The organism is Blastococcus sp. SYSU DS0828 (assembly GCF_054050975.1).
Genome location: NZ_JBJHAK010000017.1, coordinates 51,970 through 77,884, shown reverse-complemented (window position 1 = coordinate 77,884; position 25,915 = coordinate 51,970). Strand labels below are relative to the sequence as shown.

The following is a 25,915-nucleotide window of genomic DNA, read 5'->3' as shown; positions in this document are numbered from 1 at the left end:
GGGCCCGGTGTTGCGCCCACGTGGCGCCGACGGGACGCCGTGTTACGAGCTCGTTCCGCCCGCCGTCGAGCGCTCGGGAGCGAAGGCGGCGCGCCGGAAGGCGTCGAACAGCGGCGGTGGCTGCGGGGAGGCCCACATCTGGTTGGTCAGCAGGACGGCCGTCGTGCCGGTGACCGGGTCGGTCCACCACGTGCTGCCCAGGCCGCCGTCCCAGCCGTAGGACCCGGCGTGCCGCCCGTCCGCCTCGTCGGTGCGGCGGACGCCGATACCCAGCCCCCATCCGCCGCCCTCGTCGTCCACCGGGCCGACCTGATCGGTGGTCATGGCGCGGACCGCGCCCTCGCTCAACACCCGGGGCCCGTCGGGAGCGCACCCTCGCGTCTCCAGCGCGCAGGCGAGAGCGGCCAGGTCGCCGACCGTGGAGACCAGGCCGTCGGCGCCGTCGGGGAACGCGGGTGCCGACGACCACTGGCCGTCCACCGGGTCGTAGAGCTCCCGCACGCCATCGGGCCCCGGCGGCGTCCAGTGCGGCCCCAGCCGGTGGCGGGCCGCCGCCGGCACCCCGAAACCGGTGCTGCGCATCCCCGTCGGCCGGAGGATCCGCTCGTCCAGGACCGCGGGCAGCGGCCGCCCCGCGGCGCGCGACACCAGGACGCCGAGCACGCTGGCGCCCACGTGGTAGAGCCAGCGCCTGCCGGGCTGGTGGGCCAGCGGGACCGTGCCGAGCAGCCGCATCCACTCGTCCGGCTCCGGTGCGGCCCGGGGCGCCGGGGGTCCTACGGGCAGCCCCGCTGCGGCGAGCGCGGCCACCGTGGGGGACGGCCAGGGCGCGGTGAAGTCCAGGCCGAGCCCCAGCCGGAGGGTGAGGACGTCGCGGAGCGTGATCGGCCGCTCGGCCGGCACGGTCCCGGCGTCCGGGTCGGTGGGATCGACCAGGACCCGACGGGCGGCGAGCTCGGGGAGGAGTGCGTCGACGGGCTCGTCGAGGGCGAGGACGCCGTCGTCCACGAGCGCCATGGCCGCCGCGGCGACGACCGGCTTGGTCACGGAGGAGATGCGGAACACGGTGTCCGGGCGCACGGCGTCGCCGGTGCCGGGCGCGTGCACGCCCGCTGCGCCGCTGGAGACGGGTTCGCCGTGCCGGCCTACCCACCACGCGGCGCCCGGCACCTCCCCGGCGGCGACCGCCCCGGCCACCGCGTCCTCGATCCGGTCTGCGCGCTCTCTGCCACCGTCCACGGGGAGATGACCGGTCGCGCGGCCGCGACTCATCGCGTCAGGCGGTGTGCACCACGTGGAAGGCCTCGGCGGCCCGGCCGGCGGGCAGGCCGAACCGCTCCGCCGTCTGCCGCATCCAGGCGGTGACGAAGCCGTCGAGGTCGTCCAGATGGCTCACCTGGGTGACGTGGCGCCGGAGCGCGGCCAGCTTCCGGTCGAGCGCGTCGGTGACGTCGACGGCGTGGTCGGCGCGCGGGCTGGCGCCGAGCCACACCTCCGCGACGGTCCACGCCTCCAGCCCCTCGTCGGTCAGCAGCTCGGGGAAGGCGAACGGGTTGCGGGCGTCGGGGTAGACCGCGCGCAGCGTCGACTCGCCCACGGTCATGTGGTCGGGGTGGCTCGCGCCGATCCGCTCCCAGAAGCGCTCCGGCGAGCTGGTCAGCACCCGCTGGGGCCGCACCTGCCGGATGACCCGGCTGATGTCCCGGCGCAGGTCGAGGCTGAGCTCCAGCCGGCCGTCCGGGTAGCCGAGGAAGCGGACGTCGGTGACGCCGACCTCCGCGGCCGCCGCGACCTGCTCGGACCGGCGCAGCGGCCCCATCCGCTCCCGCGGCGTCTCGTCGAACCCGCCCGCGTCGCCGTCGGTGACGATCAGGTAGGTGACCTCCGTGCCGGCGGCGGTCCAGGTGGCGACCGTCCCGGCGCTGCCGAAGTCCACGTCGTCGGGGTGGGCGAGCACGCAGAGAGCGCGCTCGACGTGGTCGGCGGGCCGGGTCGGCAGCGGGGAGGTCACCCGGCGGAGCCTACGGAGAGCCCGCGGAGCTTGTCCGGGTTGCGCACGACCAGCAACTGCTCGATCCGCCCGTCGGTGACGACCGGCGAGATGGCCAGCAGCGGCGTTCCACCCGCCCACGCAGCGATGCCCGCGGCGCCGTTGACGTCGACGACCTCGATCCGCAGGTCCGGCAGCGCCGCGCCCTGCGCGACGATCCCGAGCAGGAAGCGCGCCACCTTGTCCGCGCCGGTGACCGGCCGCAACGCCGCCTTCACCTTGCCGCCCCCGTCGCTCACCAGGACGACGTCCGGCGCGAGGGCGGCGAGCAGCGCCTCGACGTCCCCACCGGCGCAGGCCGCGAGGAACCGCTCGGTCACCTCCTGCTGCGACCGGCGGTCGGCGGCGAACCGGGGACGGCGTGCCCGCACGTGCTCGCGGGCGCGGTGGGCGGTCTGGCGGACCGCGGCCTCGGACCGGCCCAGCGCCGCCGCCACCTCGGCGACCGGCAGGCCGAAGACCTCGCGGAGCACGAAGACCGCGCGCTCGGCGGGGGAGAGGCTCTCCAGCACCACGAGCAGGGCGAGGCCGACCTGCTCGCCGAGTTCCGCGGATCCGGTCGGGTCGGTGGGTGCGGGCGCGGCCGCCACCGGGGCGGCGCCGGTGAGCAGCGGCTCGGGCAGCCACGGCCCCACGTAGCTCTCCCGGCGGGCCCGGGCCGAGCCGAGCCGGTCCAGCGCCAGCCGGGTGGTGATCCGCACCAGGTAGGCCCGCGCGTCGGCCACCTCGCCCCGGTCGGCCGCCGACCAGCGCAGCCAGGCGTCCTGCACGACGTCCTCGGCGTCGGCGACGCTGCCGAGCATCTGGTAGGCCACCGAGAACAGCAGCCCCCGGTGCCGGTCGAACGGGGCGAGGGGCGCGGTCACGCGGGGAGCTCGCAGCGGTCCGAGAAGCCCTGGCTGGTGAGGCCCAGTGCGCTGTTGAACCGGGACCGCGAGTTCTCCACGGAGATCATCATCGTCAGCTCGACGAGCTCGGCGTCGTCGAGGTGGCGGCGCAGACCGGCGACCATCTCGTCGGTGACCTGCACCGGGGTCGTCGTCATCGCCTCCCCGTAGGCGAGCACCTGCCGCTCGAGGTCGGTGTAGACGTCGCTGTCGCGCCACCGCCGGACGTCCCGGAGCTTCGCCGGGTCGACCCCGTCCTGCGTGCTCACCCAGTAGCCGAAGTCCAGGCACCAGGAGCAGCCGATCGTCGCGGCCGACGACATGACCGCCAGCGCCTTGAGCGTGGGGTCCAGGCGGTTCCAGCGGGCCACCGACTGCTCGTGCCGGACGTAGGCGCGCAGCACGCGGCCGTGGTGCGCCATCGCCGCGCCAGGGTCCAGGACGACGCCGAAGCGGCGGCGGGAGTACCACTCGGCGAGGCGGACGAGCGGGGTGCGGGGCGGGTCGAGCGGGATGCGGGCCATGGTCGTTCCTCTCCACGGGGACGGGTGCCCATGGAGACGACGCAGCCGGCCGGGATGTGACACCGGGGCGCCGTCGGCCGCGCCGCCGGCATCCCGCAGACTCGCCGTCGTGCCCGCCTTCACGCTCTCGGTCGCCCTCCGGTCCTCCGCCCCGCTGGACGACGCCAGGGTCGACGAGCTCCGGGCCGCCCTCGCCCCGGGCGACCCCGAGCTGCGGCTGTGGCGGGAACCCGACCGGGCGGTGCTGCGGGTGGCGACGGAGCGGGAGGCCGCAGACCTCGACGCCGCGCTATTGCTGGGCATGCAGCTTGCCGACGAGGCGAACGAGGCCTGCCCGGGGCGGGTGTTCGAGGTCGCGGCGATGGGCGACGACGACTCGCAGGTCTGGCGCAGCGGCCCCTAGGCCCCCGTCGAGCCCCTCACCCCTCGCGCGCGAGGGGTGAGGAGGACGGCGGCCTCCTTGCAGGGGCCCGCGGCGAGCCTGCGAGCGGTGGGGGGCAAGGAGGTCCTTCTAGAGCCGGCCGCGGCCCTGGCGCAGCAGCATCATGCCCAGGTCGGCGCCGCCGGGCCCCAGCGCCGAGCGGAACCGGGACAGGACCTGCTGCTCGCGGGAGAGCGAGAGCCGGGTTCCGCCGGAGGCAGCGCGCAGCGCGCCGATCTCCTGGCTGATCCGCAGCCGGCGGCGGACGAGCTCGATGATCTCGGCGTCGCAGGCGTCGATCGCGCTGCGGAGCGCACCGATCCGCTCGGCCGGGTCGGCGGGAGCGGTCGGGCCGGCGGGGGAGGAGGCGGTGAGCGTGTTCATCGGATGTCCTTCGCGGTGGCTGGACCTGGACCCGGGAAAAGAAAAAACGCCCCGGGCTCCTCGGGCCCGGGGCGTCGATTGCGGCATGTGCTCAGCCAGCGGTGACGGACACCGGATCCCGGTGGCCGTAGGAAAAGCGGACCGTGGCGAACACGAGCGGGAGTGTGCCACAGCCGCGCGGCCGGAGGTAGACGCGGTCGCCCGGGGCGGGTGGTGCGGCTGGTCCCCGGGCCCGGCGGAACGGTCACCCGTCCGGCTTACAGTGGCGGTCTCATGAGCAGCAGCCTCCAGCAGTCCCTCCCCGGCACCGCCGCCCTGCAGCGCTCCGCTCCCGGCTCGCTCGGGCGGGAGCTGGACCGGATGCTGGCGGGGCTCAACGGCCCGCAGCGCGACGCCGTCGTCCACGAGGGCAGCCCGCTGCTCATCGTCGCCGGCGCCGGGTCGGGCAAGACCCGGGTGCTCACCCACCGGATCGCCTACCTGCTCGGCGCGCGCGGGGTGCAGCCGGGCGAAATCCTCGCGATCACCTTCACCAACAAGGCCGCCGGTGAGATGAAGGAGCGGGTCGCCGCACTGGTCGGACCGCGGGCGCGGTCGATGTGGGTGTCGACCTTCCACTCGATGTGCGTGCGCATCCTGCGGGCCGAGGCCGCCAAGCTCGGAATGAAGTCCTCGTTCACGATCTACGACCAGGGCGACTCCATCCGGCTGATGACGATGGTCGCGCGCGACCTGGACCTCGACGCGAAGCGCTATCCCGGCCGCAGCCTGGCCAACCAGGTGTCCAACCTGAAGAACGAGCTCGTCGACGAGGAGTCGTTCAGCCCCCAGACGGCGCCGGAGAAGGTGCTGAAGGAGGCGTACACGCTCTACCAGCGGCGGCTGCGCGAGGCGCACGCCATGGACTTCGACGACCTGATCATGACGACGGTCCACCTGCTGCAGGCGTTCCCCGACGTCGCCGAGCACTACCGCCGCCGGTTCCGGCACGTGCTGGTCGACGAGTACCAGGACACCAACCACGCCCAGTACATGCTCGTGCGCGAGCTGACCGGCACGGGCGAGGGGCCGGTGCCGCAGGCCGAGCTGTGCGTCGTCGGTGACGCCGACCAGTCGATCTACGCGTTCCGCGGCGCGACGATCCGCAACATCGACGAGTTCGAGCGCGACTACCCGCAGGCGACCACGATCCTGCTGGAGCAGAACTACCGCTCCACCCAGCGGATCCTCAAGGCCGCGAACACGGTCATCGCCAAGAACACCGGCCGCCGGCCGAAGAACCTGTGGACCGACTCCGGCGACGGCGAGCTGATCGAGGGCTACGTCGCCGACAACGAGCACGACGAGGCGGCGTGGGTCGCCGAGCAGATCGACGCCCTGGTCGACGAGGGCGCGTTCCAGCCGAAGGACATCGCGGTCTTCTACCGCACGAACAACGCCTCCCGCGTGTTCGAAGAGGTCTTCATCCGCGTCGGCATGCCGTACAAGGTCGTCGGCGGGGTCCGGTTCTACGAGCGCAAGGAGGTCCGCGACGCGCTGGCCTACCTGAAGCTGGTCGCCAACCCGGCCGACGTGGTCAGCCTGCGCCGCATCATCAACGTGCCCAAGCGGGGGATCGGCGACAAGGCCGAGTCCTGCATCGAGTCGTTCGCCGACCGGGAGCGGATCGCGTTCGGGTCGGCGCTGCGGCGCTGCGCCGAGGTGCCCGACCTGGCCACCCGCTCGCTCAAGGCGCTGCAGGAGTTCGTGGCGCTGCTCGAGGAGTTCGAGCAGCTCGTCGAGACCGGCTCGGGCCCGGCTGCGCTGCTGGAGAGCATCCTCGACCGCACCGGCTACCTCGCCGAACTGCAGGCCAGCACCGATCCGCAGGACGAGGGCCGCGTCGACAACCTCAACGAGCTCATCTCGGTCGCCGCGGAGTTCGAGGCCGCCAATCCGGGTGGCTCGGTCACCGACTTCCTGGAGCAGGTGTCGCTGGTCGCCGACGCCGACCAGATCCCGGTCTCGGGTGACGAGGCCGGCGTGGTCACGCTGATGACCCTGCACACCGCGAAGGGGCTGGAGTTCCCGGTCGTCTTCCTCACCGGCATGGAGGACGGCGTCTTCCCGCACCTGCGCGCGCTCGGTGACCCGCGGGAGCTGGAGGAGGAGCGCCGGCTGGCGTACGTGGGCATCACCCGGGCGCGCCAGCGGCTGTTCATCTCGCGGGCGACGGTGCGCACCAGCTGGGGGCAGCCGGCCTACAACCCGCCGTCCCGGTTCCTCGACGAGATCCCGGCCGAGACCATCCACTGGGAGCGCACCGACCCGGTGCCCGCCCCGTCGACCGGCTACAAGTCGGCGCAGACGCGGGTGGCCGCCACCGGCCTGTCCACCGGTGGTCTGCGCGGCGGGGCCGGCAACCGGCAGGTGATCAGCGTCGAGGTCGGCGACCGGGTCAGCCACGACGCCTTCGGGCTCGGCACGGTGGTGGAGGTGACCGGCGTGGGGGACAAGGCCCAGGCCACGGTCGACTTCGGTTCCGGCGGCACCAAGCGCCTCGTCCTCCGCTACGCCCCCCTCGTGAAGCTGTAGCCCGAGGAGCGGGGCACGAAGGGTCCCCGACGAGGGCTGGAAGCCGCGGCACTGACCGGAGGAGCGGGCCCGAGGGGCCCTCGACGAGGGTCAGGACGCGCTCAATGCATCAGGGGACGGCACGTGGCCGCGGTGTCGCCCGGAGGGCGACGGATCAGGGAGTCGCGGTCGATCGGGCGGAGCCCGATCGATCAGACGCTCGCCCCGCGCTCGGCCAGCCAGGCCCGGGGGTCGATCGGTCGCCCGTCCATCCCGCCGCGGTGGATCTCGTAGTGCAGGTGCGGCCCGGTCGACTGGCCCTCGTTGCCGATCTTGGCGATCTGCTCCCCGGCGGTGACGATGTCGCCGGCGGAGACGCTGTAGTAGCGCATGTGCCCGTAGATGTGCACGTTGCCGTCGGCGTCCTGGATGTAGACGGCGTTGCCGTACCCCGAGGCGCGTCCGGCCCGCACGACGACGCCGTCGGTGGCGGCGACGATGGGCGTGCCGAGCGGCGCCGCCAGGTCCAGGCCGTAGTGCATGGTGCCCCAGCGGCGGCAGAAGCAGGTGGTGAGCGTGCCCTGCGTCGGGGCCACGATCTTGGGCTGCCGGGCGGCGCGGGAGGCGGCGAGCTCGCTGAGCCGCGCCTGGGCCTCGGCCTCGGTGATGCCGCGCCGGGCGTCGGCGCCCTCGAGGCCGCCGGCGAAGCTCACTTCGGTGCTGACGCCGAGGCCGTAGTCGGAAGCGGAGGCGGAGACGTCCGCGCGGTCCCCGGTCGCGGCCGGGACCCCGGCGAGGACGGCGCCGGCGACCAGGGCGGCGAGCCAGAGGGGGGCGCGACGGCCCGGCGGGTGCGGCAGCCGGCGGCGGACGCGTGGCTCGGCCGAGGTCGTGGGCTCGGCGGGCGGCGGCGTCGGGGCCGGCGCGCGCACGGGGCCCTCGACGGCGGCGCGCGGCCGGGGCACCACGGCGACGTCGGCGCGTGGTCCCTCCAGCACCTGTGCACTGCTGCGAGACACGGCGAACCTTCCCGGACGGCCTGGCCGGCGAGCGCTCGCTGAGCGTTCGTCGGGGGAGCGACGACGGCGAGGACACCGTCAGTGGCGTCCGCCGGCCGTACCGGCGCCGTGATCGGACCGTAACGATCCGTGAGTGGGCGACCAAGCACCGAACGTTGCGTGTCGCGATGTGTGCACGTCGTCTCGTCGACGGGTCGACTCGGCGCGCCTCCCCGGGGCCGGTCGGCTCAGGCGACCGCGGCCACCGGTGCGCCGTGCGCAGTGGGCTCGGCGACGCCGGCGAGGGTGGCGGCCACCTCGTCCAGGACGCCGCGGTGGATGGGCAGCGACATGTGCCCGACGCCCCGGAACAGCACGTTGCGGGCGCCGAGGTCGGGGTGGTCGCAGCGCCCCGAGTGCGTGGGCAGCACCACCTGGTCCAGGTCGCTGTACACGGCCGTGACGCGGGTCCGGCAGGCCGGCGCGGGGTGGTCCAGTTCCTGCAGCAGCGGCGAGCCGGGACGCAGTTGGCGCACCAGCGGCGTGGGCAGCACGTGGGCCAGGATCGAGCCCCGGTGCGGCGTGCCCAGGGTCACGAGCGTGTCGACCCGGCGGTCGCCACCCTGCCGCTGGACGTGGTACCGGGCGATCAGCCCACCGAGGCTGTGCCCGACGACGTGCACCCGGTCGTAGCCGGTCTGCTCGCAGATCCGCTCGATGTGCTCGCCCAGGTCGGCGGCACCGCGCGTGACGTCGGTGAGGAAAGGGCTGTAGTTCCACGAGCAGACGGCGGCGAACCCGCGCCGGCGCAGGCTCCGCCGCATGACGGCGAAGACCGAGCGGTTGTCGATCAGCCCGTGCACGAGCAGCACCGGGGTGCGGGCCGCCAGCGGATCGGTGGCGAACAGGGCCCGCGCGGCGGGGGGCTGGGCATCGGTCCGCCGGCACGGGTCGGGGCGGAACTGCTCCATCCGGGTGCCCAGCGGGTACAGCAGGGCATGGGCACCGACCCAGGCCAGCTCGGTGAGGCCGCCGACGATCCCGGCGGGCGAGCAGAGCGCGCGCAGTCCTCGTGGCGTGGCGTCGGCGTCGTCCGCGGTGTGCCACTCTGGACCAGGGCCCAGCTCGCTCGATGGGCGCATGGCTGCCCTCCCGTTGGAGCCTCCGGCGGAGCACGGCTCGTGCCCGTCCCGCCGACCGGCGGTGCTCGGGTGTGTGTGCTCCGTTCACCGCACGGTAATGCGGGGGTGTGTCGGTCGTCACATGAAAGTCACCGACGAGCCGTCGATCGAGTCCGGTTCGTGACATGCAGCAGAGGGGGAGACGTGTCCACCCGCGACGATCGCGCCCGGGCAGGCCGGACCAGGGGCGCCGCCCGCAGAGGGCCCGCAGGGGCGTCGGCGGCCACGCCGCCGGCGGCCGACGGGGACCGGGTGGTCGTCGGTACCGTGCCGCCCTCGGTGCGGCTCTGCGGACTGCTGCTCGTGCTCGCCGGCCTGGCCGGCGTGCTCGCCGCCGTGCCGACCTACCTCGTCGTCGGCGGGGAGGAGCTGCGCCAGGTGCGGGGGTTCGGCGGTGCGCTCGCAACCCTCCTCGTGCCCGCCGTCCACCTTGCGGTGGGGGTCACGCTGCTCCGCCGCGCCGTCCCGAAGTTCGGGCTGGCCTACGCCGCCGTGGCCGGTGCGCTGTCGGTGGGGGAGCTGCTCATCGAGCTCTACCGGGGGAGCAGTTCGACGGCCCGACCCGGCGTGGAGGTGCTGGCGGGCGAGCGGGTGCTGACCAGCGGCGTCCAGATCGGCGCCGGCTGGGTGCTGGGCATCGTCGCGCTCGTCCTGACCGTGCTGGCCGGCGCCGTCGCCGTGGCGGCCTGGGGCCGGACCGTGATGGAGGACCGCGGACCGCTGGAGCCGATCCGCTCCGTGCTGGCGGGGGCCGCGGTGCTGCTGGGGGTGGTGGCCGTCCTCTGCCTGGCGCTGCCGCCGGCCGATGTGCCCCAGGAGCTGCGCATCGACCCCGTGACCGGCATGCGGGTCGTCGTGACGCAGGAGGGGCCGCAGGCGCTGCTCGAGCGGCCGGGGCTCGCGCTGCTCGGTGGGCTGCTGCTGGCCGGTGCGCTGCTGCTCTGCGCGGTCGTCGCACCCTCGCTGCGGCCCCGGCTGGGAGCGGTCGGGGGGCTGCTCGCCGTCGCCGTCACCGTGCTCGGTGCGGGGCTGGAGGGCCTGCGGGACGCCGTCTCGTCCGACGAACTGGTCTGGACCGTTCCCGGCATCGGGCTGCTCGTCGCGGGGCTGGGTCTGCTCGGCCTGACGGCGGGCGCCTGGCGGGTGCGGCGCACCGGGACGTGACCCGCGCGCCACTGCGCCGGCGCGAGAGCTCCTAAGCTGCCTGCCGTGGTGGACGAACGCATCCGGGTGGTCATCGCAAAACCAGGGCTCGACGGGCACGACCGCGGGGCCAAGGTCGTGGCGCGGGCACTGCGCGACGCCGGGATGGAGGTCGTCTACACCGGCCTGCACCAGACGCCCGAGCAGATCGTCGAGACGGTCGTGCAGGAGGACGCCGACGCCGTGGGCCTGTCCGTCCTCTCCGGCGCGCACATGACGCTCTTCGCCCGGCTCGCGGAGCTGCTCCGGGAACGCGGTGTCGACGACGTGGTCGTCTTCGGTGGCGGCATCATCCCGGAGGAGGACGTGCCCGAGCTCCAGCGGCTCGGCGTCACCGGCATCTTCACGCCCGGGGCCACGACGACCGAGATCGTGGAGTGGGTGCGCAACCACGTGGGAGAGCCCGCAGGCGCCTGAGGGGCCTTCGGCGCTGTGACCAGCGCGAACGCGCGAGCAGCGTTGTGATGCAGACCACGTCCGACCCCCGTCCGGGCCGCCCGGGGCAGCGTTCCGGTGGCCAGCGGTCTACGGTGCCTTTCCGTGGATCTCTTCGAGTACCAGGCCCGTGACCTGTTGGCCTCGCACGGCGTCCCCGTGCTCCCCGGCGGCGTCGCCGAGACCCCCGAGCAGGCGGAGGCGATCGCCCGCGAGATCGGGCAGACCGTCGTCGTCAAGGCGCAGGTGAAGACCGGCGGCCGCGGCAAGGCCGGTGGCGTCAAGCTCGCCGACAACCCCGAGGACGCCAAGGCGCGCGCCCAGGACATCCTGGGGCTGGACATCAAGGGCCACATCACGCACCGCGTGATGGTGGCCCAGGCCAGCGACATCGCCGAGGAGTACTACTTCTCCTACCTGCTCGACCGCTCCAACCGCACCTTCCTGGCCATGGCCTCGAAGGAGGGCGGCGTGGAGATCGAGCAGCTGGCCGTCGAGCGTCCCGAAGCGCTGGCCCGCATCCCGATCGACGCCACGGTCGGCGTCGACAGCCAGAAGGCCGCCGAGATCGTCGACGCCGCCGGCTTCCCCGCCGAGGTGCGCGACCAGGTGATCGCCATCGCCGTCCAGCTGTGGGACACCTTCGCCAAGGAGGACGCCACGCTGGTCGAGGTCAACCCGCTCGCCAAGGCGCCCGACGGCACCGTCCTCGCCCTGGACGCGAAGGTCACCCTCGACGAGAACGCCGGCTTCCGGCACTCCGAGCACGCCGCGCTCGAGGACGCCGCCGCCGCCGACCCGCTCGAGGCCGCGGCGAAGGAGAAGGACCTGAACTACGTCAAGCTCGAGGGCGAGGTCGGGATCATCGGCAACGGTGCCGGCCTGGTCATGAGCACCCTGGACGTCGTCGCCTACGCCGGAGAGGAGTTCGGCGGGGTCAAGCCGGCCAACTTCCTGGACATCGGCGGTGGCGCCTCGGCCGAGGTCATGGCCAACGGCCTGGGGATCATCCTCTCCGACCCCGCCGTGAAGAGCGTCTTCGTCAACGTCTTCGGCGGGATCACCGCCTGCGACGCCGTCGCCAACGGCATCGTCGCCGCCCTGCAGCAGCTGGGCGACCAGGCCACCAAGCCGCTGGTGGTCCGCCTCGACGGCAACAACGTGGAAGAGGGTCGGCGGATCCTCGCCGAGGCCAACCACCCGCTCGTGACCGTGGTCGACACGATGGACGGCGCCGCGCGCCGGGCCGCCGAGCTCGCCGCCGCCTGAAGCCCTAGCGAACAGGACCTGTAGAGATGTCGATCTTCCTCAACGAGAACAGCAAGGTCATCGTCCAGGGCATGACCGGCTCCGAGGGCATGAAGCACACCTCGCGCATGCTCGCCTCCGGCACCGCGATCGTCGGGGGCGTGAACCCCCGCAAGGCCGGTACCAACGTCGACTTCGACGGCAGCAGCGTGCCGGTGTTCGGCTCGGTCGCCGACGCCATGAAGGAGACCGGCGCCGATGTCAGCGTCATCTTCGTGCCGCCGCCGTTCGCCAAGGGCGCCGTCATCGAGGCCGTGGACGCCCAGATCGGGCTCGCCGTGGTCATCACCGAGGGAATCCCGGTGCACGACTCGACCTACTTCTGGGCGCACGCCCAGGGCGGCTCGACGCGCATCATCGGCCCGAACTGCCCCGGGCTGATCAGCCCCGGGCGCAGCAACGCCGGCATCATCCCGGCCAACATCACCAAGCAGGGCAAGATCGGCCTGGTGTCGAAGTCGGGCACGCTCACCTACCAGATGATGTACGAGCTGCGTGACATCGGTTTCTCCACCGCGATCGGCATCGGTGGCGACCCGGTCATCGGAACCACGCACATCGACGCCCTCCAGGCCTTCCAGGACGACCCGGAGACCGAGGCGATCGTGATGATCGGCGAGATCGGCGGCGACGCCGAGGAGCGGGCCGCTGACTTCGTCAAGGCCAACGTCACCAAGCCGGTCGTCGGGTACGTCGCCGGCTTCACCGCGCCCGAGGGGAAGACCATGGGCCACGCCGGCGCCATCGTGTCCGGCTCGGCCGGTACCGCCCAGGCCAAGAAGGAGGCCCTCGAGGCCGCCGGTGTGCGCGTGGGCAAGACGCCGTCGGAGACGGCGCAGCTCATGCGGGAGATCGTCGGCTCCTGACCTCCCACGCCGCCACGCTGCCCGGTGACCGCTCTGGTCACCGGGCAGTGGTGCGTCCGGAGGGCGCCGGGTGGGTGGCAGCATGTCGTTGCGCGGGCCGCGTCCCGACCGCCACGATCGACGAGCACCTGATCCGTCCGGAGGAGATCCAGTGACCGCGAGCCAGCCCCCGCAGCCGCCCGAAGGCGGCCGACCTCCTGCGGGTGGCCAGTCACCCGAGGGGCTGGGTGAGGAGGCTCCGCGGACCGCGGAGGCCGGGGCGCAGGGAGGGGACCCGGGGCCGTACCAGCAGCCGCAGGGTGGACAGGCCCACGAACAGCCCGCCTACGGCCAGTTCCCGTACGGGCAGCAGCAATACGGCCAGCAGCAGTACGGGCAGCCCCCGTACGGGCAGCCCGCCTACGGCCAGCAGTACGGGCAGCCCCCCTACGGGCAGCCCCCGTACGGCCAGCAGCAGTACGGGCAACCCCCCTACGGGCAGCCGGCCTACGGCCAGCAGTACGGGCAGCCCACGTACGGGCAGCCCCCGTACGGCCAGCCCCCGTACGGCCAGCCGCCGTACGGTGCGCCCCAGCAGCCCTACGGCCAGCCGGTCCACGGGGCTCCCGGCTACGGACCCCCGTTCGCCGGTCCCGGGTACCCGGGCGGCCGGCGACCGGGCGGCGCCGAGTTCTCCTTCGACCCCAAGCGGCTGGCCTGGACCGACTACGCCGTCGCGGGCGGGACGCTGCTGTACCTGCTCGTCGCCTTCCTGCCCTGGTGGCGGTTCGGCGACGCGACCTTCGGCGTGACGTTCAGCGGGCTGGAGGACGGCATGGTCCGCGCCGCCTTCGTGCTCCTGCTGCTGGCGACGACGTGGGCGGTCCTGCCGGCCTTCGTCCGGACGACGCTGAGCTTCCCGCGCTCCGCGGTGACCGCCGGCCTGGCCGGCCTCGGCCTGGTCCTCACCCTGTTCTCGTGGTTGGACACCCTGCGGTACGCCTTCTCGTTCTGGGCGCTGCTGGGCTTCCTGACCGCGGCCGCCGTCACCGCGCTCGCGGTGGTGGCGCTGCGGAGGGAGCTGCGCGAACGACCGGCGCGGCCGGCCACCTCGCACCCCGGCGGGCAGTGGGCCGGCCCGGGGGTCGGGCAGCCGTACCCCTACGCGCCGTACGGGCCGGGGCCGTATCCCTACCCGGGGCAGCAGGCCCCGCCCCCGTGGCCGCCGCATCCCGGCGCGGAGCAGGGTCCGGCCCCGGGACCCGCCGGCGGGCCCGGGGGGTCGACCGCCTCCGGCGAGCCCCCGAGCACTACGCAGAGCGAGCGCCCCGGCACGGACACCTGATCGGCGTTCCGGCGCGCCCCTTCCGGGACGGCCGGCTCCGGCGCGTGCGGCGGACATCCGCCGCGCTGGCTTGCGAGAGTGGAGGGGTGGTCGCCCTGCTCGCACGCCTGCCCTTCCGGCGGGACGACGGGTCGACCACGCGACCCGCGCCGCTGGCCTTCCTGGCGGCCCTCGCCGCGGCCGCCGTCACGGTCGCGGGGGTGGCCGGCCTCTGGCTGGCGCTGGTGGTCGTGCAGGCGCTGGACCCGGCCGGTGGCATGTCGGCGGGCGGATCGGCGTCCCTCGCCACCCGGCTGTGGCTGCTCGCGCACGGCGCCGAGCTCCGGCCGGCCTCCGGCGCGCTGGCGCTGGCGCCCTTGCTGCTGACCCTGCTGGCGGCCCGGGGCCTCTGGTGGGCCGGGCGGGTGGCCGTCCGGGTCCTGGACGACGACGCGTCGGCGCCGACGGTGGCCGGCGCGGCGTCCCTGGTCGTGCTCGTGCACCTCGCGGTCACCTGGCTGCTGGCGATGGTCGTGGACGACGCGACGGCGGGCATCGGCTGGCCGCGCACGCTGGCGGTCCCCGCCGGCCTGACCCTGGTCGCCGTCGGGTGGGGCGCGGGGCGGGAGTCCGGGCTGCTCGACGCCGGGCTGGACCGGTTGCCGGGTGTCGTCCGCCCGGTCCTCCGCGGAGTGCTCGCCGGGCTGCTCACCGCGCTCGCCCTGTCCCTCGTGGTCGTCGCCGTGGCGCTGGCCAGCGACGCGGGCGGCTACGCGGCTCTGTCGCGCGCGCTCGGCGGGGCGGGTGCGGGCGCCGTCGGGCTGCTGGGGCTGAGCGCGCTCTACCTGCCGAACGCGGGGATCGCCGTCCTCGGGCTGGCGGCCGGCCCCGGCTTCTCCGTGGGCACCGGCACGCTCGTGTCGGTGCACGGCGTCACGCTGGGCAGCGTGCCCGCCCTCCCGTTGCTCGCGGCGCTGCCCGACACGCAGGCGGTCCCGCTGGTCGCCTTCGTGTCCCAGGCGATCCCCGCCGTCGCGGGCCTGGTGGCCGGCAGCACCCTGGGCCGCTGGTTCACCGACCGGGACGGCGGCTCGGTGGTCGCCGGACTCGCCGGGCTGCTGGCCGGCTCCCTGCTCGGGCTGCTCACCGGGGTGCTCGCCTGGGCCGCGGGCGGCGCCCTCGGGAACGGCGCACTCGCGGTGGTCGGCGCCCCGCCCGTGGCCACCGGCATCGCGATGGCCGCGCAGGCCGGGATCGCCGCGGCGCTCGCCGGCGCGGTGACCCGCTGGCGGGCGCTGGGCTGAAGCGGCCCCGTCGAGAGGCTCGCGCCGAGGCTGCGAGGCGTGAGGACGACGGGGTCCTTATAGGGTCGACGCCGTGCCCGCCGACGAGCCTCCTGCCCGGGCACGGGTCGTCGTCCTGCTGTCCGGCACCGGGTCGCTGTGCGCCGCCCTGCTGGACGCCACCGACGACCCGGCCTACCCGGCCGCCGTGATCGCGGTCGGCGCCGACCGCGACGCCCCCGGTCTGGAGCACGCCCGCCGGCGCGGGCTGCCCACGTTCGTCTGCGCGCTCGGCGACCATCCCGACCGCGCCGCCTGGGACCGCGCGCTGGCCGACCGGATCGCCGGGTTCGCGCCCGACCTGGTCGTGTCGGCCGGGTTCATGAAGATCGTCGGCCCAGCCGTGCTCGCCGGGTTCGAGGGCCGGCTGATCAACACCCATCCGGCGCTGCTGCCGGCCTTCCCCGGCGCCCACGCGGTGCGCGACGCCCTGGCGGCAGGGGTGGCCACGACGGGGTCGACCGTGCACCTGGTCGACGCCGGCGTCGACACCGGGCCGGTGCTGGCCCAGCGCGCGGTGCCGGTGCTGCCCGGGGACGACGAGGCGACGCTGCACGAACGCATCAAGCACGTGGAGCGCGAGCTCCTGGTGGAGACGGTGGCGGAGTTCGTCACGCCACAGACCAGCCCGAGCCAGACGAGGAAGAGCCCCAGATGAGCGACCGCACCCCGATCCGCCGTGCCCTGCTGGGCGTCTACGACAAGACCGGTGTCGAGGAGCTGGCCCGTGGGCTGGCCGCCGCCGGCGTGGAGCTGGTGAGCACCGGCGCGACCGCGCGGCGGATCGCCGACGCCGGCGTGCCGGTCACCCCCGTCGAGCAGGTCACCGGCTTCCCCGAGTGCCTGGACGGCCGGGTCAAGACGTTGCACCCCGCCGTGCACGCCGGGATCCTCGCCGACCGGCGCAGGCCCGAGCACGTCGCGCAGCTGGAGGAGCTCGGCGTCGCGGCGTTCGACCTCGTCGTCGTGAACCTCTACCCGTTCACCGAGACCGTCGCCTCGGGCGCCGCCCCGGACGAGTGCGTCGAGCAGATCGACATCGGCGGCCCGGCGATGGTGCGCGCCGCGGCCAAGAACCACCCGTCGGTGGCCGTCGTCGTCGACCCGGCCCGCTACGCCGACGTGCTCGCCGCGGTGTCCGCCGGCGGCTTCACCCTGGCCGAGCGGCAGCGGCTCGCCGCCGCCGCGTTCCGGCACACCGCCTCCTACGACGTCGCCGTCGCCTCGTGGATGGGCAGCGTGCTCGCCCCGGACGACGAGACGGGCTTCCCGGCGTGGGTCGGCGGGAACTGGGAGCGCGCCGACGTGCTCCGCTACGGCGAGAACCCGCACCAGGCCGCCGCGCTCTACCGCTCCGACCGGCCGGGGCTGGCGCACGCCGAGCAGCTGCACGGCAAGCAGATGTCGTACAACAACTACGTCGACACCGACGCCGCCTGGCGGGCCGCCCACGACCACGACGAGCCGTGCGTGGCGATCATCAAGCACGCCAACCCCTGCGGCATCGCCGTCGGCGCCGACATCGCCGCCGCGCACCGCAAGGCGCACGCCTGCGACCCGGTGTCGGCCTTCGGCGGGGTCATCGCGGCCAACCGCGAGGTCGACCTCACGATGGCCGAGCAGGTGGCCGAGGTGTTCACCGAGGTGGTCGTCGCGCCCTCCTTCACCGACGACGCCGTCGCGGTGCTGACGGGGAAGAAGAACATCCGGCTGCTGCGGCTGCCGCACCTGCCCGAGACCGGCGTGGAGTCGCGCCCGATCAGCGGCGGGCTGCTGCTGCAGACGCGCGACCGCGTCGACGCCACCGGCGACGACCCGACCACCTGGACGCTGGCGACCGGCGAGCCGCTGGACGCCGCGGGCCTCGACGACCTCGTGTTCGCCTGGCGGGCGGTGCGCGCGGTGAAGAGCAACGCCATCCTGCTGGCCCACGACCGGGCCACCGTCGGCGTGGGCATGGGCCAGGTCAACCGGGTCGACTCGGCGCGCCTCGCGGTCGCCCGGGCGGGGGAGCGGGCCACCGGCGCGGTCGCCGCCTCCGACGCGTTCTTCCCGTTCGCCGATGGGTTGCAGGTGCTGCTGGACGCCGGCGTGCGGGCCGTCGTCCAGCCCGGTGGGTCGGTGCGCGACGAGGAGGTCGTCGCGGCCGCCGCGGCCGCGGGCGTGCCCCTCTACCTGACCGGCACCCGGCACTTCGCGCACTGATGCGTCACTCCGCCCGCCCGCACGTCCGGCCGCCGGAGGCAGGTGCGCACGTCGAGGAGGAGGACTTCGCGCGCGTCGACTGGTGGGGGGTCGAGCTCGACGGCGTCACGTTCACCCGGTGCCGGTTCGACGACGCGGGCCTCGAGGAGCTGGTCACGCGCCGGTGCGTCTTCGAGGAGTGCGTCCTGACCGGGGTCCGCATGGGCGGCTCGCGGCACCTGGGGACGGCCTTCCTCTCCTGCCGGTTCGACCGGGCACGGCTGTTCGACGCGACGTTCGACGGCTGCAAGCTCACCGGTTCCCAGTTCCTCGGAGCCCAGCTGCGGCCGCTGGTGGCGACCGACTGCGACTGGTCGTGGACCTCGCTGCGCGGGGTCGACCTGTCGGCGCTCGAGCTGTCCGGCCAGCGCTTCCGGGAGGCCGACCTCACCGACGCCGACCTGCGCGGCACCGATCTCAGCCGCGCCGACCTGGACCGGGCGCGGCTGCAGAACGCGAAGCTGCGCGGCGCCGACCTGCGGGGCGCCTCCACCGACGAGGTGAACTGGCGTTCCTTCGAGCTGACCGACGTGCGGCTCGACGCCGTCCAGGCGGTGCAGTTCGCCCGCGCCCACGGCGCCCGCGTCGAGACCTGAGCGCTACCTCGACGGGTACCGGGGCCCGGTCAGCACCGCCTTGAGCGAGCCGAGCAGGCCCAGGACGGCGACGGCGATCCCGCACCAGAAGCCCGGGCCGAAGGAGCCGACGTCCCAGCCGGCGTCGGCCAGCGGGACCAGCACGGCGGCCGTGACGACGCCGCTGACCAGCAGCGCCACCGCGCCGACGAACCGGTGGCTGCGGGCCGGCAGCCACAGGGCGATGCCCAGGAGGAGCAGCAGGCCGCCGCCGAGCACGATGGCCAGGGGCTGCCAGCTGCCGTCGTCGAAGATCCCCCCGAGGTCGTCGAACGCATCGCGCACCAGCGCCCAGCCGCTGGCGTCGCGGTCGCGCAGCCAGTCCAGCGGCAGGCTGATGGCGGCGGCGATCCCGGCGAGGATCAGCAGCAGCCCGCCCAGGCTCTCCGGCCCGCGGAACGCCACGGGGCGGTCCGAGTACGCCGGCGTGGTGGCCGGTCCGGCCCCCGACGACGCGGACGCGCCGGTGGGGGTCTGGTAGCGCTCGGTCATCGGGCTCCTCCGCAGGTCGCCGGGGCACCGACGCCCCGCCGCTGCCGACCCTAGGCCCGCACCCACGTGGGCGGCACCCTCTCCGGCAGACTGTCGGCGTGCCCGCGACGATCCTGGACGGCAAGGCCACCGCGGCGGCGATCCGCGCCGAGCTCACCGAGCGGGTGGCCGCTCTCACCGCGGCCGGTCATCGGCCCGGCCTCGGCACGCTGCTGGTGGGGGACGACCCCGGCAGCCGCTGGTACGTGAACGCCAAGCACTCCGACTGCGCCCAGGTCGGCATCGCCAGCATCCAGCGCGAGCTGCCGGCGACCGCCACCGAGGCCGACGTGCTGGCCGTGGTGGAGGAGCTCAACGCCGACCCCGCCTGCACCGGGTACATCGTCCAGCTGCCGCTGCCCACGGGCATCGAGGAGAGCGCCATCCTCGAGGCGATGGACCCGGCCAAGGACGCCGACGGCCTCCACCCGGTGAACCTGGGCCGGCTGGTCCTGAACGTCGCCGGGCCGCTGCCCTGCACGCCAGTGGGCATCGTCGAGCTGTTGCGGCGCTACGACGTGCCGATCGCCGGAGCGGAGGTCGTCGTCATCGGCCGCGGCATCACCGTGGGGCGGCCGCTCGGGCTCCTGCTCACCCGGCGGACGGAGAACGCGACGGTGACCCTCTGCCACACCGGCACCCGGGACCTCGCCGCGCACGTGCGCTCCGCCGACGTCGTGGTCGCCGCCGCCGGGGTGCCGGGCCTGATCACCGGCGACATGGTCAAGCCGGGGGCCGCCGTCCTGGACGTGGGCGTCAGCCGCGTGGACGGCAAGATCGCCGGCGACGTGGCCCGGGACGTCGTCGAGGTCGCCGGGCACGTCGCGCCCAACCCGGGGGGAGTGGGGCCGATGACCCGGGCGATGCTGCTGCAGAACGTGGTGCTCGCCGCCGAGCAGGCCGCGGCAGCCGAGGCGCTGTCGGCCTGATCCGTGAGCCGCCCGCCGCTCTACGTCCGCCGGCCCTTCCTCGCCGGGCTGCTGCGGCAGCTGCCGCTGCTCGCGGTGCTGGTCGGGGTGGGGATCGGGCTGCTGCTGGTCACCGTCGAGCACTGGCGCTGGGGGCTGGTGGTGGTCGGGACCTCCCTGGTGGGCGCGGCGCTGCTGCGGCTGCTCCTGCCGGTCCGGCGGGTGGGCTTCCTCGCGGTCCGCAGCCGGGCGGTCGACGTCGTCCTCCTGGCCGGGACGGGGATCGCGCTCGCCGCCGTCGCCCTGGCCATCCCCGGCACGTGAGCGCCCCCGGGGCGGCGCGGGGCGCCGGGCAGGGCTAGGTTGGCGACCATGGCGAAGCAGCCCAGGAACGGCAAGGTCACCGTGGTCGGTGCCGGTTTCTACGGCTCCACCACCGCACTGCGACTGGCCGAGTACGACGTCTTCGAGACCGTCGTCCTCACCGACATCGTGGAAGGCAAGCCCGAGGGGCTCGCGCTGGACATGAACCAGTCGCGCCCGATCGAGGGGTTCGAGACCCAGGTGGTGGGCGTCGGCGGAGGCTCCTACGAGGGCACCGAGGGCTCCGACGTCGTCGTCGTCACCGCCGGTCTGCCGCGCAAGCCCGGCATGAGCCGGATGGACCTGATCGAGACCAACGCGGGCATCGTCCGCCAGGTCTCGGAGAACATCGCGCGGACCTCGCCCGACGCCGTCGTCATCGTCGTCTCGAACCCGCTGGACGAGATGACTGCGCTGGCGCAGCTGGCGACCGGCTTCCCGAAGCGGCGGGTCATGGGGCAGGCCGGCATGCTCGACACGGCCCGCTTCACCAACAACGTCGCCGAGGAGCTCGGTGTCCCGGTCTCCTCGGTGCGGACCCTGACCCTGGGCTCGCACGGCGACACCATGGTCCCGGTGCCGTCCCGGTGCACCGTCGACGGCAAGCCGCTGGCCGAGGCGATGGCGCCGGACCGCATCGAGCACCTCGTCCAGCGCACCCGCAACGGTGGCGCGGAGGTGGTGGCCCTGCTCAAGACGGGGTCGGCCTACTACGCTCCCTCCGCCGCTGCCGCCCGCATGGCCCGGGCGGTCATGGAGGACTCCGGCGCCGTCATGCCGGTGTGCGCATGGGTCGACGGCGAGTACGGCATCTCCGGGGTGTACCTCGGGGTGGAGGCCGAGATCGGCCGGGAAGGCGTCCGGCGGGTCGTCGAGAGCGACCTGGCGGAGAGCGAAGTGGCGGGCCTGCGTGAGGCCGCCGAAGCAGTGCGCGCGAAGCAGGCCGACGTAGCCGACCTCTGAAGAACTAGAAGGACCCCGTCCTCCTCACCCCTCGCACGCTCGGGGCGAGCCTCGGGACGGGGCCGTGACCGCACAAGGAGAACGCGTGAGCAAGATCAAGGTCGAGGGCACCGTCGTCGAGCTCGACGGCGACGAGATGACCCGGATCATCTGGCAGTTCATCAAGGACCAGCTGATCCTCCCGTATCTCGACGTCAACCTGGAGTACTACGACCTGGGGATCGAGGCGCGGGACGCGACCGACGACCAGATCACCGTCGACTCCGCGAACGCCATCAAGAAGCACGGCGTCGGCGTCAAGTGCGCGACGATCACGCCGGACGAGGCGCGCGTCGAGGAGTTCGGGCTCAAGCGGATGTACCGCTCGCCCAACGGGACGATTCGCAACATCCTCGGCGGCGTCATCTTCCGCGAGCCGATCATCATGGAGAACGTGCCGCGGCTGGTGCCGGGCTGGACCAAGCCGATCGTCGTCGGCCGCCACGCCTTCGGTGACCAGTACCGCGCCACCGACTTCAAGTTCCCCGGCGAGGGCACGCTGACGATCAGCTTCCAGCCGGCCGACGGGTCCGCGCCGATCGAGCACGAGGTCTTCCAGTCGCCCGGCGGCGGCGTCGCCATGGCGATGTACAACCTGGACGACTCGATCCGCGACTTCGCGCGGGCCTCGATGAACTACGGCCTGCAGCGCGGCTACCCGGTCTACCTGTCGACCAAGAACACGATCCTCAAGGCCTACGACGGCCGCTTCAAGGACCTGTTCGAGGAGGTCTTCCAGGCCGAGTTCAAGGAGAAGTTCGACGCCGCCGGCATCACGTACGAGCACCGGCTGATCGACGACATGGTCGCCGCGTCCCTCAAGTGGGAGGGCGGCTACGTCTGGGCCTGCAAGAACTACGACGGCGACGTGCAGTCCGACACCGTGGCCCAGGGCTTCGGCTCGCTCGGCCTCATGACCTCGGTGCTCATGAGCCCCGACGGCCGCACGGTGGAGGCCGAGGCCGCTCACGGCACGGTGACCCGGCACTTCCGCCAGCACCAGCAGGGCAAGGAGACCTCGACCAACCCGATCGCGTCGATCTTCGCCTGGACCCGGGGCCTGGCCCACCGCGGCAAGCTGGACGGCACGCCCGAGGTGACCCGCTTCGCGGAGACCCTGGAGAAGGTCTGCATCGACACCGTCGAGAGCGGTCAGATGACCAAGGACCTGGCGCTGCTGATCAGCAAGGACCAGCCGTGGCTGACCACCCAGGAGTTCCTGGCGGCCATCGACACCAACCTGCAGAAGGCCATGGCCTGAAGGAGGACCCCGTCCTCCTCACCCCTCGCACGCTCGGGGTGAGCCTCTGGACGGGGCCGCTGCGCGTCCGGGGTCGGGTCGGCGGCGAGATGCGTCGAACCGGGCTCCCGAAGGGCTCGGGGAGCCCGATGTGCCGCATCTCGCGCCGCCTGTGGACGGCGCTCGCCGGGGTGCGCAGCCAAGGCGGGTAGGCGAGACCGGGCGAGTCAGCCGAACAGCTGGGTCCACCAGGGCCCGCCGGAGCCGGTCGCCACACCGACGCCCAACCGGGTCAGCCCGCAGTTCAGGATGTTGGCCCGGTGGCCGGGGCTGTTCAGCCACGAGGCCATGACGGCGGCCGGGTCGGCCTGGCCGCGCGCGATGTTCTCCGCCCGGGCGGAGACGCCTGCCCGGTCGGCCCGGTCGAACGGGTCGAGCCCGTCGGGGTCGACGTGGTCGAAGAACCCGCGGTCGCGCATGCCGGCGCTGTGCGCCCGGGCGACCGCGGCGAGCCCGGCGTCGGCCGCCACCCGGACCGCAGCCGGCCTGAGAGCGCTGGGCGTTCACCAGGGCCACGACCTCGCCCTCGGCGCCCGGGGCCGCCGGCGCGCTCGCGGCGCCGGGGGGCGGTGCCGCCGCGGCGGCCGTGGGGGCAGGGGCCCGGCTGGTCGACGCGGAAGGGCCGGCGGGCGCGGACGGCGGCGCAGCCCCGTGACCGGGCGCGGGCGCCGGCTCGGGGACGGCCGCCGCAGGCTGCCCGGAACCGGTTTCCGGCGCCGCGGCGGTGTCGCCGGACGGCCCGGGCGCTGCCGGGGCGGTGCCGGGCACCACCGACGTGGAGGAGTGGGGAGCGGATCCGGCCGAGGACGACGGGTCGAACGGGCGGGGCGCCTCCTCCGGCCCGGAGACCACGGGGGCGGTGAGCACGACGGCGGTGGCGCCGAACGCCATCGCGACGGCGAGACCCACCCTCGGGGACCGTCGGGTGGGCAGCAGGGGGCCGGACGGCCGGTGGCGCATGCGGCTCCTCAGAAGATCACGATCCGTTATCGATCGAAGACTATCCGTACGCACCCTGCGGCGAAAGCGCCTGGGAGTGCGCACACTCACGCACCCGACCGGGGTTCCCGGGCGTGCGGGCGCGGTCGCCGGGCAGCATGGACCCGGCACCATGGAACGGTCCGCCCCATCCCGAACCCCTGAGGAGCACGCCGCCGGTGAGCGACGTATGGCTCAACATCGTCATGGTCGTCGTCTTCATCCTGATCGGCGGCGCGTTCGCCGGCGCGGAGATCGCGCTGGTCTCGCTGCGGGAGTCGCAGGTCCGGGCCATGGCCGAGCAGGGTGGCCGCCGCGGCAAGGCGGTGCAGAAGCTCCTCGGGGACCCGAACCAGTTCCTCGCCGCCGTGCAGGTGGGGGTCACCCTCGCCGGGTTCTTCTCCGCCGCGTTCGGTGCGAGCACCCTTTCGGCGCCCCTGGCCGACTGGCTGCAGGACCAGGGCGTGAGCCAGAGGCTCTCCGGCACCCTGGCGCTGGTCCTGGTCACCGTCGCGATCAGCTACGTGTCCCTCGTCGTGGGTGAGCTGACCCCCAAGCGGCTGGCCCTCCAGCGGGCCGAGGGCTTCTCCCTCATGGTCGCCGCACCGCTGAACGCCATCGCCAAGCTGTCCCGGCCGGTCATCTGGCTGCTGTCGAAGTCGACCAACGGGCTCGTCCGGCTGGTCGGCGGTGACCCCAAGGCCAGCGGTGAGTCGATCAGCCAGGAGGAGCTGCGCGACCTGGTGGCCGCGCACGAGTCGCTCAGCAGCGACGAGCGCCGGCTCATCGACGAGGTGTTCCGCGCCGGCGAGCGCGAGGTGCGCGAGGTGATGACGCCGCGCACCGAGGTGCAGTTCCTCGAGGCGTCGATGACCGCCAGTCGCGCGGCCAAGCTGGTGGCGGAGTCGAACTGGTCGCGGTTCCCCGTCGTCGGCCAGGACGAGGACGACGTCGTCGGCTTCGTGCACGTGCGCGACCTGTTCCTGCCCAACCACCCGGCGGGGCGGGCGGCGACCGTGGGGGACCTGGCCCGCGAGGTCACCAGGCTGCCCGGCACCGCCGCGGTCCTGACGGTGCTCAGCGAGATGCGCCGGGACAACCAGCACCTGGCGATCGTCGTCGACGAGTACGGCGGCACCGACGGCATCGTCACGCTCGAGGACCTCATCGAGGAGGTCATCGGGGAGATCTACGACGAGTACGACGAGGAGGTCGAGCCCGAGGCCCGGCAGTCGCCCGACGCGCCGCGGGAGGTCGACGGCCTCCTCAACCTCGACGACTTCGCCGAGGCCACCGGGCTGCGGCTGCCCGAGGGGCCGTACGAGACGGCCGCCGGCTACGTCCTGGCCGAGCTCGGCCGGCTGCCCCGGGTCGGGGACACCGCCGAGGCCGAGGGGCGCAGCATCGAGGTGCTGGAGCTCGACGGCCGGCGGATCGCCCGCCTGCGCGTCGGCCCGCCCCCGGCCCCCGACGTCCCGGAGGACGACGAGCGCAGCGAGACCCCGACCGCCTAGGAGCGCCCGCTGCGTCGGGCGTCAGCGGGACCGGGCGACCGCCCAGGCGTCGCGCACGATGCCGACCAGGTCGGTGTGCTTCGGCGCCCAGCCGAGGTCGGCGCGGATGCGGTCGCTGGAGGCCACCAGCTGCGCCGGGTCGCCGGCCCGCCGTTCGCCGATGGTGACCGGGATGGGGTGGCCGGTGACCGTGCGGGCGGCCTCGACGACCTCCTGCACGGAGAAGCCGGTGCCGTTGCCCAGGTTGTAGATGCGGTGCTCGCCGGCCGCCGGTGCGGGCAGCGCGAGCAGGTGGGCGTCCGACAGGTCCTCGACGTGCACGTAGTCGCGGATGCAGGTGCCGTCGGGGGTCGGGTAGTCCTGGCCGTAGACGGTCAGCGACTCACGCTGCCCCGCCGCCACCTGGAGGGCGATGGGGATGAGGTGGGTCTCGGTGGCGTGCCGTTCGCCGAGCCCGTAGGCGGCGCCGGCGACGTTGAAGTACCGCAGGCTCACCGCGGCGAACCCGTGGGCGACGGCGTACGAGGTGAGCATGTGGTCGACGGCGAGCTTCGAGGCGCCGTAGGTGTTGGTCGGCCGGGTGGGTGCGTCCTCGCGGATGGGCACCTGGTCCGGCTCCCCGTAGGTCGCGGCGGTGGAGGAGAAGACGATCCGCCGGCAGTCGACCGCGCGCATTGCCTCCAGCAGCGCGAACGAGCCGCCGACGTTGGTGTGCCAGTAGTCCTCCGGCTGCTGCTGGGAGACCCCGACCAGCGACTTGGCCGCGAAGTGCAGCACCGCCTCGGGCCGGACCTCGGCGAGCACCGGCGCGGAATCGTGCAGCGACACCTCGGCCAGCGTCGCGCCCTCGGGCACGGCGTCGGCGTGCCCCGTCGAGAGGTCGTCGAGGACGGTGACGTCGTGACCGCGGTCGAGCAGGGCGGCGGTCACTACGCTGCCGATGTAGCCGGCGCCGCCGGCGACGAGTACGCGCATGGGCACACC

Annotated in this window: 26 protein-coding genes; 16 read left to right on the top strand and 10 right to left on the bottom strand. The window is 74.1% G+C overall.

Annotated elements, in window-relative coordinates:
• Window positions 1–42: 42 nt before the first annotated feature.
• Genes ACI79Q_RS14195 through ACI79Q_RS14180 form a run of 4 tightly spaced genes read right to left on the bottom strand, consistent with a single transcriptional unit; the run spans window position 43 to window position 3,461 of the window.
• Complete coding sequence (locus ACI79Q_RS14195) at window positions 43–1,239, bottom strand: serine hydrolase domain-containing protein (RefSeq protein ID WP_456600117.1); 1,197 nt, start codon at window positions 1,237–1,239, stop codon at window positions 43–45.
• A 37-nt stretch (window positions 1,240–1,276) separates the two neighbouring features.
• The gene (locus ACI79Q_RS14190; protein ID WP_456614887.1) at window positions 1,277–2,011 is read right to left on the bottom strand and encodes a PIG-L deacetylase family protein; all 735 of its coding nucleotides are present in this window, start codon (window positions 2,009–2,011) and stop codon (window positions 1,277–1,279) included.
• The gene (locus tag ACI79Q_RS14185) at window positions 2,008–2,916 is read right to left on the bottom strand and encodes an RNA polymerase sigma-70 factor (RefSeq protein WP_456614886.1); all 909 of its coding nucleotides are present in this window, start codon (window positions 2,914–2,916) and stop codon (window positions 2,008–2,010) included. The genes ACI79Q_RS14190 and ACI79Q_RS14185 overlap by 4 nt, the downstream gene beginning before the upstream one ends.
• A complete protein-coding gene (locus tag ACI79Q_RS14180) occupies window positions 2,913–3,461 on the bottom strand; it encodes a carboxymuconolactone decarboxylase family protein (RefSeq protein WP_456613314.1) in 549 nt (182 codons plus the stop codon). Before ACI79Q_RS14180 ends, ACI79Q_RS14185 begins: the two co-directional genes overlap by 4 nt.
• A gap of 109 nt (window positions 3,462–3,570) precedes the next feature.
• On the opposite strand from ACI79Q_RS14180, the gene ACI79Q_RS14175 reads away from it, so the two are divergent.
• Window positions 3,571–3,864: a hypothetical protein gene (locus ACI79Q_RS14175; RefSeq protein WP_456614885.1), complete on the top strand. Its 294-nt coding sequence runs from the start codon at window positions 3,571–3,573 to the stop codon at window positions 3,862–3,864.
• A 108-nt stretch (window positions 3,865–3,972) separates the two neighbouring features.
• Here ACI79Q_RS14175 and ACI79Q_RS14170 read toward each other — a convergent pair whose 3' ends face one another.
• Entirely contained in the window at window positions 3,973–4,266 is a 294-nt protein-coding gene (locus tag ACI79Q_RS14170) for a chorismate mutase (RefSeq protein WP_456590389.1), read from the bottom strand.
• A gap of 273 nt (window positions 4,267–4,539) precedes the next feature.
• Here ACI79Q_RS14170 and pcrA point away from each other — a divergent pair, with 273 nt between their 5' ends.
• A complete protein-coding gene (gene pcrA, locus ACI79Q_RS14165; RefSeq protein WP_456590388.1) occupies window positions 4,540–6,840 on the top strand; it encodes a DNA helicase PcrA in 2,301 nt (766 codons plus the stop codon).
• A 191-nt stretch (window positions 6,841–7,031) separates the two neighbouring features.
• Here pcrA and ACI79Q_RS14160 read toward each other — a convergent pair whose 3' ends face one another.
• Window positions 7,032–7,838 carry a M23 family metallopeptidase gene (locus tag ACI79Q_RS14160; RefSeq protein ID WP_456597849.1) on the bottom strand — a complete coding sequence of 269 codons (807 nt, stop codon included), beginning with the start codon at window positions 7,836–7,838 and terminating at the stop codon, window positions 7,032–7,034.
• A 227-nt stretch (window positions 7,839–8,065) separates the two neighbouring features.
• A complete protein-coding gene (locus ACI79Q_RS14155) occupies window positions 8,066–8,959 on the bottom strand; it encodes an esterase/lipase family protein (protein WP_456590386.1) in 894 nt (297 codons plus the stop codon).
• Between the two features lie 318 nt (window positions 8,960–9,277).
• Between ACI79Q_RS14155 and ACI79Q_RS14150 the strand changes: the two genes are divergently transcribed.
• The 9 genes from ACI79Q_RS14150 to ACI79Q_RS14110 all read left to right on the top strand — a co-directional run bounded on the left by ACI79Q_RS14150 (window position 9,278) and on the right by ACI79Q_RS14110 (window position 18,296).
• Window positions 9,278–10,162 (top strand): hypothetical protein, encoded by an 885-nt coding sequence (locus ACI79Q_RS14150; protein WP_456590385.1) that lies wholly within the window; start codon window positions 9,278–9,280, stop codon window positions 10,160–10,162.
• A 45-nt stretch (window positions 10,163–10,207) separates the two neighbouring features.
• Entirely contained in the window at window positions 10,208–10,618 is a 411-nt protein-coding gene (locus ACI79Q_RS14145) for a cobalamin B12-binding domain-containing protein (protein ID WP_456590384.1), read from the top strand.
• Between the two features lie 123 nt (window positions 10,619–10,741).
• A complete protein-coding gene (gene sucC, locus ACI79Q_RS14140) occupies window positions 10,742–11,905 on the top strand; it encodes an ADP-forming succinate--CoA ligase subunit beta (protein WP_456614884.1) in 1,164 nt (387 codons plus the stop codon).
• 26 nt (window positions 11,906–11,931) lie between these two features.
• Window positions 11,932–12,810 (top strand): succinate--CoA ligase subunit alpha, encoded by an 879-nt coding sequence (gene sucD, locus ACI79Q_RS14135; protein WP_456590382.1) that lies wholly within the window; start codon window positions 11,932–11,934, stop codon window positions 12,808–12,810.
• Window positions 12,811–12,961: 151 nt separating this feature from the next.
• A complete protein-coding gene (locus ACI79Q_RS14130; RefSeq protein WP_456614883.1) occupies window positions 12,962–14,134 on the top strand; it encodes a hypothetical protein in 1,173 nt (390 codons plus the stop codon).
• 86 nt (window positions 14,135–14,220) lie between these two features.
• Window positions 14,221–15,417, top strand: coding sequence for a cell division protein PerM (locus ACI79Q_RS14125; RefSeq protein WP_456614882.1), 1,197 nt, complete (start codon window positions 14,221–14,223; stop codon window positions 15,415–15,417).
• A 73-nt stretch (window positions 15,418–15,490) separates the two neighbouring features.
• On the top strand, window positions 15,491–16,114 hold the full coding sequence (gene purN, locus ACI79Q_RS14120; RefSeq protein WP_456597843.1) for a phosphoribosylglycinamide formyltransferase: 624 nt from the start codon (window positions 15,491–15,493) through the stop codon (window positions 16,112–16,114).
• Entirely contained in the window at window positions 16,111–17,661 is a 1,551-nt protein-coding gene (gene purH, locus ACI79Q_RS14115) for a bifunctional phosphoribosylaminoimidazolecarboxamide formyltransferase/IMP cyclohydrolase (RefSeq protein WP_456597842.1), read from the top strand. The genes purN and purH overlap by 4 nt, the downstream gene beginning before the upstream one ends.
• Window positions 17,661–18,296 (top strand): pentapeptide repeat-containing protein, encoded by a 636-nt coding sequence (locus tag ACI79Q_RS14110; RefSeq protein WP_456590684.1) that lies wholly within the window; start codon window positions 17,661–17,663, stop codon window positions 18,294–18,296. The genes purH and ACI79Q_RS14110 overlap by 1 nt, the downstream gene beginning before the upstream one ends.
• Before the next feature lie 3 nt (window positions 18,297–18,299).
• Here the strand turns inward: ACI79Q_RS14110 and ACI79Q_RS14105 are convergent, their stop codons facing one another.
• The gene (locus tag ACI79Q_RS14105; RefSeq protein WP_456590683.1) at window positions 18,300–18,827 is read right to left on the bottom strand and encodes a hypothetical protein; all 528 of its coding nucleotides are present in this window, start codon (window positions 18,825–18,827) and stop codon (window positions 18,300–18,302) included.
• Between the two features lie 98 nt (window positions 18,828–18,925).
• On the opposite strand from ACI79Q_RS14105, the gene ACI79Q_RS14100 reads away from it, so the two are divergent.
• From ACI79Q_RS14100 to ACI79Q_RS14085, 4 genes are all read left to right on the top strand, one after another.
• Entirely contained in the window at window positions 18,926–19,795 is an 870-nt protein-coding gene (locus ACI79Q_RS14100; protein ID WP_456600312.1) for a bifunctional methylenetetrahydrofolate dehydrogenase/methenyltetrahydrofolate cyclohydrolase, read from the top strand.
• Window positions 19,796–19,798: 3 nt separating this feature from the next.
• Window positions 19,799–20,098 (top strand): DUF3017 domain-containing protein, encoded by a 300-nt coding sequence (locus ACI79Q_RS14095; protein WP_456590681.1) that lies wholly within the window; start codon window positions 19,799–19,801, stop codon window positions 20,096–20,098.
• A gap of 48 nt (window positions 20,099–20,146) precedes the next feature.
• Window positions 20,147–21,100: a malate dehydrogenase gene (mdh, locus tag ACI79Q_RS14090; protein ID WP_456614881.1), complete on the top strand. Its 954-nt coding sequence runs from the start codon at window positions 20,147–20,149 to the stop codon at window positions 21,098–21,100.
• Window positions 21,101–21,185: 85 nt separating this feature from the next.
• On the top strand, window positions 21,186–22,400 hold the full coding sequence (locus ACI79Q_RS14085) for an NADP-dependent isocitrate dehydrogenase (RefSeq protein ID WP_456590679.1): 1,215 nt from the start codon (window positions 21,186–21,188) through the stop codon (window positions 22,398–22,400).
• A gap of 206 nt (window positions 22,401–22,606) precedes the next feature.
• Here the strand turns inward: ACI79Q_RS14085 and ACI79Q_RS14080 are convergent, their stop codons facing one another.
• Complete coding sequence (locus ACI79Q_RS14080) at window positions 22,607–22,909, bottom strand: CAP domain-containing protein (protein ID WP_456614880.1); 303 nt, start codon at window positions 22,907–22,909, stop codon at window positions 22,607–22,609.
• A gap of 687 nt (window positions 22,910–23,596) precedes the next feature.
• Between ACI79Q_RS14080 and ACI79Q_RS14075 the strand changes: the two genes are divergently transcribed.
• Window positions 23,597–24,931 carry a hemolysin family protein gene (locus ACI79Q_RS14075; RefSeq protein WP_456614879.1) on the top strand — a complete coding sequence of 445 codons (1,335 nt, stop codon included), beginning with the start codon at window positions 23,597–23,599 and terminating at the stop codon, window positions 24,929–24,931.
• 21 nt (window positions 24,932–24,952) lie between these two features.
• Here ACI79Q_RS14075 and galE read toward each other — a convergent pair whose 3' ends face one another.
• Complete coding sequence (gene galE, locus ACI79Q_RS14070; protein ID WP_456590676.1) at window positions 24,953–25,906, bottom strand: UDP-glucose 4-epimerase GalE; 954 nt, start codon at window positions 25,904–25,906, stop codon at window positions 24,953–24,955.
• Window positions 25,907–25,915: the final 9 nt, after the last annotated feature.

What these genes read in the sequence shown, in the direction of transcription:
- ACI79Q_RS14180 (WP_456613314.1), bottom strand. Translation starts at nt 3,461, where the DNA reads ATGGCCCGCATCCCGCTCGACCCGCCCCGCACCCCGCTCGTCCGCCTC.
- ACI79Q_RS14170 (WP_456590389.1), bottom strand. Translation starts at nt 4,266, where the DNA reads ATGAACACGCTCACCGCCTCCTCCCCCGCCGGCCCGACCGCTCCCGCC.
- pcrA (WP_456590388.1), top strand. Translation starts at nt 4,540, where the DNA reads ATGAGCAGCAGCCTCCAGCAGTCCCTCCCCGGCACCGCCGCCCTGCAG.
- ACI79Q_RS14155 (WP_456590386.1), bottom strand. Translation starts at nt 8,959, where the DNA reads ATGCGCCCATCGAGCGAGCTGGGCCCTGGTCCAGAGTGGCACACCGCG.
- sucD (WP_456590382.1), top strand. Translation starts at nt 11,932, where the DNA reads ATGTCGATCTTCCTCAACGAGAACAGCAAGGTCATCGTCCAGGGCATG.
- purH (WP_456597842.1), top strand. Translation starts at nt 16,111, where the DNA reads ATGAGCGACCGCACCCCGATCCGCCGTGCCCTGCTGGGCGTCTACGAC.
- ACI79Q_RS14110 (WP_456590684.1), top strand. Translation starts at nt 17,661, where the DNA reads ATGCGTCACTCCGCCCGCCCGCACGTCCGGCCGCCGGAGGCAGGTGCG.
- ACI79Q_RS14105 (WP_456590683.1), bottom strand. Translation starts at nt 18,827, where the DNA reads ATGACCGAGCGCTACCAGACCCCCACCGGCGCGTCCGCGTCGTCGGGG.
- mdh (WP_456614881.1), top strand. Translation starts at nt 20,147, where the DNA reads ATGGCGAAGCAGCCCAGGAACGGCAAGGTCACCGTGGTCGGTGCCGGT.
- galE (WP_456590676.1), bottom strand. Translation starts at nt 25,906, where the DNA reads ATGCGCGTACTCGTCGCCGGCGGCGCCGGCTACATCGGCAGCGTAGTG.